Origin of the sequence: Pseudomonas sp. SED1 (assembly GCF_034044025.1) — a bacterium.
Lineage (GTDB): Bacteria > Pseudomonadota > Gammaproteobacteria > Pseudomonadales > Pseudomonadaceae > Aquipseudomonas.
On record NZ_JAXCIS010000137.1, the window covers coordinates 1 to 8,763 of the forward strand.

The 8,763-nt window shown below is 60.1% G+C and carries 7 protein-coding genes; 1 reads left to right on the top strand and 6 read right to left on the bottom strand.

All coding sequences use genetic code 11. The annotated features are described in order from the left end of the window. Positions 1-319 precede the first annotated feature (319 nt). Genes SNL23_RS17195 through SNL23_RS17220 form a run of 6 tightly spaced genes read right to left on the bottom strand, consistent with a single transcriptional unit; the run spans position 320 to position 7,637 of the window. Complete coding sequence (locus SNL23_RS17195) at positions 320-1,717, bottom strand: sigma-54-dependent transcriptional regulator (RefSeq protein ID WP_318302896.1); 1,398 nt, start codon at positions 1,715-1,717, stop codon at positions 320-322. Next, a complete protein-coding gene (locus SNL23_RS17200) occupies positions 1,707-3,485 on the bottom strand; it encodes a sensor histidine kinase (protein WP_076015434.1) in 1,779 nt (592 codons plus the stop codon). The genes SNL23_RS17195 and SNL23_RS17200 overlap by 11 nt, the downstream gene beginning before the upstream one ends. Beyond that, positions 3,485-4,609 carry a GNAT family N-acetyltransferase gene (locus tag SNL23_RS17205; protein ID WP_318302898.1) on the bottom strand — a complete coding sequence of 375 codons (1,125 nt, stop codon included), beginning with the start codon at positions 4,607-4,609 and terminating at the stop codon, positions 3,485-3,487. Before SNL23_RS17205 ends, SNL23_RS17200 begins: the two co-directional genes overlap by 1 nt. Before the next feature lie 52 nt (positions 4,610-4,661). Continuing rightward, positions 4,662-5,549 carry an alpha/beta hydrolase gene (locus SNL23_RS17210; protein ID WP_318302899.1) on the bottom strand — a complete coding sequence of 296 codons (888 nt, stop codon included), beginning with the start codon at positions 5,547-5,549 and terminating at the stop codon, positions 4,662-4,664. Continuing rightward, positions 5,546-6,940 (bottom strand): aspartate aminotransferase family protein, encoded by a 1,395-nt coding sequence (locus SNL23_RS17215; RefSeq protein ID WP_076015437.1) that lies wholly within the window; start codon positions 6,938-6,940, stop codon positions 5,546-5,548. Before SNL23_RS17215 ends, SNL23_RS17210 begins: the two co-directional genes overlap by 4 nt. After that, positions 6,933-7,637 carry an MtnX-like HAD-IB family phosphatase gene (locus SNL23_RS17220; RefSeq protein WP_076015438.1) on the bottom strand — a complete coding sequence of 235 codons (705 nt, stop codon included), beginning with the start codon at positions 7,635-7,637 and terminating at the stop codon, positions 6,933-6,935. The genes SNL23_RS17215 and SNL23_RS17220 overlap by 8 nt, the downstream gene beginning before the upstream one ends. A gap of 230 nt (positions 7,638-7,867) precedes the next feature. Between SNL23_RS17220 and SNL23_RS17225 the strand changes: the two genes are divergently transcribed. Beyond that, the gene (locus SNL23_RS17225) at positions 7,868-8,638 is read left to right on the top strand and encodes a MipA/OmpV family protein (RefSeq protein ID WP_076015439.1); all 771 of its coding nucleotides are present in this window, start codon (positions 7,868-7,870) and stop codon (positions 8,636-8,638) included. Positions 8,639-8,763: the final 125 nt, after the last annotated feature.

An 8,763-nucleotide genomic window follows, 5' to 3' on the forward strand; every position in this document is an offset into this window, starting at 1 on the left:
GCTCTGCTTTCGCTCTGGATCTTGCCTCTGCTTCTAACACTCAAGCCGGCCGGGAGGCCGCTGTGCTTTTGCTTTTGATTGCCCCATTCAGCCCGAGGCCGAACGCAGGTATTGCGGAGCGGCGGCCCGCTTCGCGGTGCCGGAGTGCGGGAACACCGAGCCTAGGCGAGGTGCCGACAGGCGGGGCAGAGCGTTTTGGTTACTTTTGACTGGGCCGGCATTCCGGCTTTTCAAAAGTGACCCGCTGTAAGAGCGGAACCCTAAGCGGCCGTTACCTAAATAACGGATATGTACTCCCCCCAAAAACGCTCAGCGCCCCCTAGCGAACAATCTTGTCCACCTGAATCCCCAGCTTCTTCAACCGATACCAAAAGCTACGCTCAGAAATCCCGATCTTCTGCGCAGCCGCAGCCTGCACCCCGTTGCTCTCCTGCAACGCAGCCATGATGTAAGCCTTCTCCACCTCAGCCAGCGCCGCATCCAGATCCTGTGGCACACCCGGCCCGTTACTGAGTATCGCGCCCACCCCATCCTCAGCCGGCTTCGAAGCAAACAGATACGCCGGCAAATCAATGTCCTCGATCACCGGCGTCGCCGCGACGATGGTCGCCCGCTCCACACAGTTTTGCAGCTCACGAATATTGCCCGGCCAGGAATACGCCGCCATGGCTTGCAATGCCTCAGGGCTGAAACCGGTGATGCGTTTACCCGCCGTAGCACTCAAGGTCTGGGCAAAGTGCCGGGCCAGCGGCGCGATGTCTTCCACCCGCTCGCGCAAGGCCGGCAGCGGAATCGGGAACACATTGAGGCGGTAGTAAAGGTCTTCACGAAACTCTTTGTTCGCCACCGCATCCAGCAAATTCTTGTTGGTAGCGGCGATCACCCGCACGTCCACCTTGCGCTCCCGCGGGTCACCCACCGGCTCGATCACCCGCTCCTGCAAGGCCCGCAGGATTTTCGCCTGCAACGCCAACGGCATGTCACCCACTTCATCGAGAAACAACGTGCCCTTGTCCGCCTGCATGAAGCGGCCGACGCGGTCCGCCACCGCGCCGGTAAAGGCGCCTTTGCGGTGGCCGAACATCTCGCTTTCCAGCAAGCCTTCGGGAATCGCCGCGCAGTTGACGGCTACAAATGGCTTGTCGGCGCGATTGCCGTGTTTGTGGATGGCACGGGCGACCATCTCTTTGCCGGTGCCGCTTTCGCCCGTCAGCAGCACTGTGGCGTTGCTGTCGCGCACCGAGTCGACGGCGTGCAGCACGCGGCGAAACGCCGGGCTGTCGCCCACCAGGCTGTCGAACTGCGCGTGTTCATCCAGCTCGGCACGCATGCGCGCGTTGTCGCGCATGATGTCGCGAAACTGCAGGGCCTTGGCGACGGTGATGTCCAGCTCATCGATGTCGAACGGCTTGGCGATGTAGTCGTAGGCGCCATTGCGCATCGACTGCACCGCATTTTTCACGGTGCTGTAGGCGGTCATCACGATCACCGGCAGATGGGGGTAACGCACCTTGATTTCCGCCAGCAGCGCCGGCCCGTCCATACCGGGCATGCGCCAGTCACTGATCACCAGGTCGATGTCTTCCTGCTCCAGCACCTTGAGCGCGTGCAGGCCGTTGCCGGCGGTAAACACCTGGATCCCGCTCTGGCTCAAGGCCGACGAGAGCAAGTCACAGAGCTTGGGTTCATCGTCGACTACCAATACGTTATGCGTCATCACCATCCTCATCATCGCCGTCATCGTCACCCTGGGCCGGAATGTACAGGCTGAAGGTGGCGCCGGCATCTTTCTCGCTGACACATTCGATGCTGCCGTCATGACTCTCCATGATCGAGAAGACTTTGGCCAGACCCAACCCCGTGCCCGAGGCCTTGGTGGTGACGAATGGTGTAAAGATCCGCTCAATCATGTCCGACGGAATGCCTTCGCCGGTATCGCCGATGCTGATCACTGTGTTGCCGCCCACGCTGCGGATGCCCAGGGTCAGGCGACCGCCTCCGGGCATGGCATCGATGGCGTTGAGAATCAGGTTGAGGCACGCCTGCTTGAGCTGCTTGGCATCGGCGTAAATCGTCGCACCGGGGGCCTGGTCATCGATATGCGCGTCGATGTTATGGGTCGACAGCTCAGGCCCGCAGAAGCCGAGGATTTCCTCCACCACCGGCCGTGCCGCTTGCACCGTGCGCAACGGCGCGCTGGGTTTGGCGAAGTCGAGGAATTCGGTGATCAGGTCGTTGATCCGGCTGACTTCGCTGATCACGTATTCGAGATGGCGTTTGTCGGTTTCCGGCAAATCGGCGCGGCGGTGCAGCAACTGGGTAGCGGTCTTGATAATGCCCAGCGGGTTGCGGATTTCGTGGGCCAGGCCCATCGCGACTTCGCCCAATGCATGCAGGCGGTCGCGGCGGCGCAGTTGCGCTTCCAGGTGATGCAACTCACCGAGACGCTCGGTCATGTGGTTGAAGGTGCTGCTTAGTTGCGCCAGCTCGTCGCCGCCGCTGACCGCCACACGATGCTGATAATTACCCGAGATCACCGCGCTGACGCCTTCGGACAAGTCCCGCAACGGGCGCGTGAGACGCTGGGACACCAGCATGCCGGCACCGAGGGACAGCGCCGAGCTGAGCAGGAAGATCAACACGAACAGATTGCTCTGGTTCACCAGACCCACCAGGCTGGTGTGCCGCAGCAAGCCGCTGAAGATCACCCCTTGCAGCTCGCCGGCATCATTGAAGATCGGCCAGTACAAACCGCTGTAGTTGTTGGTGAACTGTTCGCTGGGCTGCTTGGTGCTGCGCAGCGCGGCTTCGATGTTCGAAGGAATCCGGGTGGGGTGATCGACGAAGCGCTGGGTAGAGAAAATCTCCGAGAAGCCGTTGGGATTGGCCAGGTACAAGCGCAAGTCGAGGGAATGCACATCGGCCACGCTGGTCAGGAAGCTGCTGTCCAGGTAGGTGGCCACCAGCAGTTGATAGTCAACCCCGTCCTCGCTGGTCTCGAAGGTCGACACCACCACGCCGGTGGTCACGCCCGCCACCTGGACCGTCTGCAACACCGCATTACTGGCCAGGTTGATTTGCTTGACGATGTCATCGGCGGCAGTGCTGAAGACAATCTTGTGGTCACTGCTGCGGATCAACGCGACCACGTCGATGTCGGTGGCGGCGGCAATGTCGGCGGTCAGCTTGTCGTGTTTCTCGGCCTGGCGCGACGACGGCGGCTTGGTGTAGCGCAGGAACAGTTGGGCGACCCGGGCGTTATCGTGGAGGATGTCGCCGATCTCGTCCTTGACGATCTTGGTCGACTCCTGCAGCCAGATCCGCACGTTGCTGTCGAAGATCTGCGACAGCGTCGTTGCGGCCAACTCCGCCGCGATCATCGTCGGAATCACCGTGACCAGCCAGAACGCCAACACCAGCTTGCGCTGGACGCTCCAACGCGAAATGGCAAAGGGGCGGGCTTTTTGGCGGGTCTTGTTGATCATCAGGTTTCGCTTATCGCAGCAGCCATGGCAGGGTCGGATCGATCCGGTCGGAGAAACACTTTTGCAACGAACAGTGCGCGGTTGACCAGCCAGTTACGGTGGCGAAAAAACATGCTGTTGCCCTGGAACTCGCAGCCCAGCAGCAGCTTGCTGGCATAGCCGGCCTGACCGCATTCATATAACGCAATTTCGTTGCGAATACAGTAGTCGATATTGGTTAACCAACTGCGCACTGCCAGGCTGTACTCATGGCTGTAATCACTGTCTTCGCCGAAAAACTTGTCAATCAGGCGGTCCTGGTTCAACAGGATCAGGTTGAACGCCACCAATTGCGCGTCCACCCAATAAAGCACACAGACCGCACGTTCTTGCAGCTGTTCAAGGATACCGGTGAAATAGCCCGCCGGCAGCCGCTCGAACTGCAGGTCGGAACGTTCCAGGGTGGCCTCATACAGTGCCATGATGCGCGGCAGGACGTCGTCGATGTTGCGTCGCCACTCAACACGCGGGCCAGGTGCGCGCAGTTTGCGGCGCACGTCCTTGCGGGTGGCTTTGTCCAGGGAACCCAGGTAGGCGTCCACTGAACCAAAAGGGATCGGCAATAAGGCCGTTGGCAGGCTGGGCATGCTCTGGAAACCTGCGTCAAGGCAGCTGTTTGACCAGGCTTCATCCTTGGTCGGTGCGTCCTTGACCGCCACCAGTCCAACGCCGAACGTATCGGCATCCTGGCGCGCGGCGGCGAGCAATTGCGCAAGCAGCGCCTGGCGCCCTGATTCAGGAACGTGGCTGGCGATACCTGCATTGCACTGTTCCGCCACCGGCGAACCGATGGCATACAGGCCCAACTTCAAAACACCCGGCCACAGTCGCTCCAGGCGCTCGGTAAAGCGCTTACCTACGCCCGACACCGTGGTGTCGAGGCGATAACGCGTAATGAACGCCGGCGCGACCGCTACCAGCGTTGTATCGTCAAACACCGCAAGATAGCGCCACTGAAAATCATCAATAGCAGCGTTTTCCACGGCCACGTAATAGTCCCAATCCTCCAGGGCATCGGGAAAACAGTCGTTCCAGGCACTGCGTTCGATGGCCCGAATGGTCGAAAAGGCTTGGGCGGTAATCACAACGTTTCCTTGTAGGAGCGAGCTGGCTCGCGAAAAACTCAAGCGCACCGCGTTAAACCAGACAGAACGCGTTTTCGTTCACGTCCTTCGCGAGCACGCTCGCGCCTACAGGGGCAGCGTGTTGTTCGACAAACTCGGCACTCAACTCGATCACTCGGCGGTATTGCAGGTCGACGGTGATCATGTGGTAGCAGTTGTCCAGCAGGATCTTGGTCACGGGGCCGCCGAGGTGGCGTTCCACGTAATCGGCGTTCCAGCGGCTGGTGATGTCATCCTCGATGGAATGCAGCACCAGGGCCGGGGTCTTGATCGACGGCATGAGCTTCTTGACCACGGCGTTCATCCAGTGCAACTCGCGCACTGTGACACCCTCCATCGTCAACAGCCCCGCCTCGCTGCTCTCCCCTTCCTTCATCTGCCGCTCGACGATCGCCCGAAGGCGCTCGTTCTTGATGCCATAGGGCGGTTTCTCAGTGAAGCGGAACAGGCGCACACCGAAAGGAATGCGGATCAGCAAGGGCGTGATGAATGCCATCTTGTTGATGCTCCAGCCGTCGTACTTCAACGTGGTGGAGTACATCAACAAGCCGGCGACCTGGCCCGGGAACTGCGACGCCACGTACATCGACATCACCGCGCCCATCGACAGACCGCCGACAAACACCTGCTTGTGGCGCTGTTTCACGCCAACGAACGTCTTGCGTACGCCCTCGTACCAGTCCTGCCAGCCAGTGGCTTGCAGGTCGCTGTTGTCCCCGCAGTGCCCGGCCAGGGTCGGCACGTACACCGTGCAGTTACCGGCCTTGGCCAAACCCTGGGCCACCCGACGGAGTTCCGTCGGGGTGCCCGTCAGGCCGTGGATCAACAGGATCCCGACCGGACCGCTACCGAGAACGAAGCCGGCATCACCTTCACCGAGGTCGATCTCGTGGCTAATCACCGTTTGGTCGCTCGCACAAGCAGTTGCTCGAGCAGCTTCAGGCCCAGGTCGATTTCCGGGTAGCTGATTTCCAGCGACGGTGCCAGGGTGATCACGTTTTTGTAGTAGCCGCCCACGTCGAGGATCAGGCCGAGTTTCTGACCGTCAACCACCATGTCGCCTTTCATGCCTTCGTCGACCATGAAGTCCAGGGTCGCCTTGTCCGGAGTGAAGCCGTCCGGACCGCAGATTTCACAGCGCAGGGCCAGGCCCAGGCCGTCGACGTCGCCGATGATCGGGAAGCGTTTTTGCAGCTCTTGCAGGCCGGCCAGGAAGTATTTGCCCTTGGCCATGACCATCGCGCCGTAGTCGACTTCGCTGGTCATCTTGAACATTTCCAGGCCTACCGCAGTGCCCAACGGGTTGGACGCGAAGGTGGAGTGAGTGGAGCCTGGCGGGAAGATCTTAGGGTTGATCAACTCTTCCTTGGCCCAGATGCCGCCCAGCGGGTTCAGGCCGTTGGTCAGTGCCTTGCCGAACACGATCACGTCTGGTTTGACGTCGAAGTGTTCGATCGACCACAGCTTGCCGGTACGCCAGAAACCCATCTGGATTTCGTCGACGACCATCAAGATGCCGTGCTGGTCGAGGACGTGCTTGAGTTCGCTGTAGAAGTTCATCGGCGGGATCACGTAGCCGCCGGTGCCCTGGATCGGCTCGACGTAGAAGGCTGCGTATTCGCACTGGTTGGTTTTCGGGTCCCACACACCGTTGTATTCGGTTTCGAACAGGCGGGCGAACTGCTGCACGCAGTGGCTGCCGTATTCTTCCTTGGTCATGCCTTTCGGGCCGCGGAAGTGGTACGGGAACGGAATGAAGTTGGCGCGCTCGCCGAAGTGGCCATAGCGGCGACGGTAACGGAAGCTTGAAGTGATCGACGAAGCACCGAGGGTACGGCCGTGGTAGCCGCCTTCGAAGGCGAACATCAGGCTCTTGCCGTTGGAGGCGTTACGCACCACTTTCAGGGAGTCTTCGATGGACTGCGAACCGCCCACGTTGAAGTGCACACGACCGTCGAGGCCGAACTTTTTCTTGGCGTCGACTGCGATCATTTCCGACAGCTCGATCTTGCCTTTGTGCAGGTACTGGCTGGCGATTTGCGGCAGGGTGTCGATCTGCTGTTTCAGCGCGTTGTTCAGGCGCGGGTTGGCGTAACCGAAGTTAACGGCCGAGTACCACATTTGCAGGTCGAGGTAAGCCTGGTCTTCGGTGTCCCACACATAGGAGCCTTCGCAACGGCTGAAAATACGTGGTGGGTCGATGTAGTGAACGGTGTCGCCGTAGGAGCAGTACTTGGCTTCTTTATCCAGAAGAACCTGGTCTTCTGCGGTAGCGATGCGGATATCAGACATGGTGGAAGAGTTCCTGATTGTCGGAAGAGGTGCTGAAAGAGTTGGCGTTGGCGGCGATGCCCTGAGGCAGCTTGGCCAGCAATGCCGGCAGTTCGGCGAAGGTGTCGAACCGCGCGTAAGGGATGTTGTTGGTTTCGCAGTAGTCGGCCAGGCTGGCCTTGGCGAAGACGAAGTCGGCGGTGGAGGCCACGCACATGTCGGACTTGCCGTCACCGATCACCAGCACGCGCTTGTTGCGCGGCGTGGACTTGCACTTGCAGTTGCCGGAAGCAGCACGGCAGGCGTCGCTGGCATACGGGAAGTCGATGCGCCAGCTGTTCTGGTCGACCTGGCGCAGGCGGTTGGCGAGGATCGGCAGCAAGGTCACGTAGTTGCGCGAGAGAATCCGCGCGATGCCTTGTTCGATGCCATCGCTGACCACTTCAATGGAAGCGCCCAGGCCCATGACGTGATCGACGAAGTCCGGGAAGTCCGGGTCGATCTCGACGCTGTCGAAGTACGCCAGCAACTCGGCCGGGGTCGCCTTGATCAGCGCCAGTTGACGGCTCAGGCATTCGCGCGAACCGATGTGCCCGTCCAGCCATTCCTGTTCGATGGTTTCCCACTCGGGGCCGGCGAAGCGTTGGAGGACGTTGTCGATGACGTCGGTGGGGGTGATGGTCCCGTCGAAGTCACACACGATATGCCAGTGGATCATCTGCATTTACCTATGAAGTAGGAGCGCGCTGTTGCGCTTGCAGAGTGCTAGAGCATGGACTGTGCCAAGTGCTCTCACCCCCTGTTTTCAAAGGGTTTGGCGGGTATTTGCGTTTGGTTGTGTCGGAACTGGCTACAATTTTTGTAGCTTGCTACAACCTAGATGAGTGCTTGCCTAAGGTCGGGTGTTTGCGCGTTCATGCGCGCATGTTCACAAAAGGAAATGGCTCCATGTTCAGGGTTACTTTTGCTGTATTCGCCGGTTTGCTGGGGCTGTGGGGCGTTTCGGGCGCTGCGCTGGCAGACGGGATTACCGGTGAGGCCGGCGTGGGTGTCAGTTACCAGCCTCATGATCCGACGGGCAGCCGCTACGAAACGCGGCCGATTCCTTATTTCGATCTGGATTGGGGGAGCGTCAGTCTGGGTACCGACGATGGGCTGACCTGGAGTGCCCTGAATACCCATGGCTTTACTGCCGGGCCTTACATCAACTACTTGCCGGGGCGGACGGCCAATGGGTCGCTGCGGGGCTTGCGGGATGTTTCGGATATGGCCGAGGTTGGAGGCTTTATTCAGTACGCTCCGGCTGATTTCTGGCGGGTGTATGCACAGGTGGGTCAGGCCGTGGGCGGGGCGCGTGATCAAAGCGGGGTTGTGGGGAAGCTTGGCGGGGAATTGGGGTATCCGTTGGGTGGCGGGATTATCGGCAGCACCGGTTTGATGGCGAATTTTGCCGATGCTCGGCAGGCGCAGGCGTTTTTCGGGGTTGATGCCAACGAGGCTGCGGCTTCGGGGTTTCGGCCGTATAACGCCAGTGCGGGGTTTCAGAACCTGACGTTGACGCAGAGTTTTGAGATTCCCCTGGATGCGAAGTGGTCGCTGTTGACCAGTGCCAGTTGGGTTCACTTGGTGGGGTCGGCGGCCAATAGCAGCATCGTCAAGGAGACCGGGGATGTGAATCAGGGGCAGGTGCAGACTGCGATCAGCTATAAGTTTGATTGAGCTGGGGGGGGCATATCCGTTGCTGCGGTCAGGGCCGCTATTGGTTCCGCTCTTACAGCGGCTCACTTTTGAAAAGCGCAAAAGTAAGCAAAACGCTCTTGCCCCACCACTCGGCACCTCGCTAA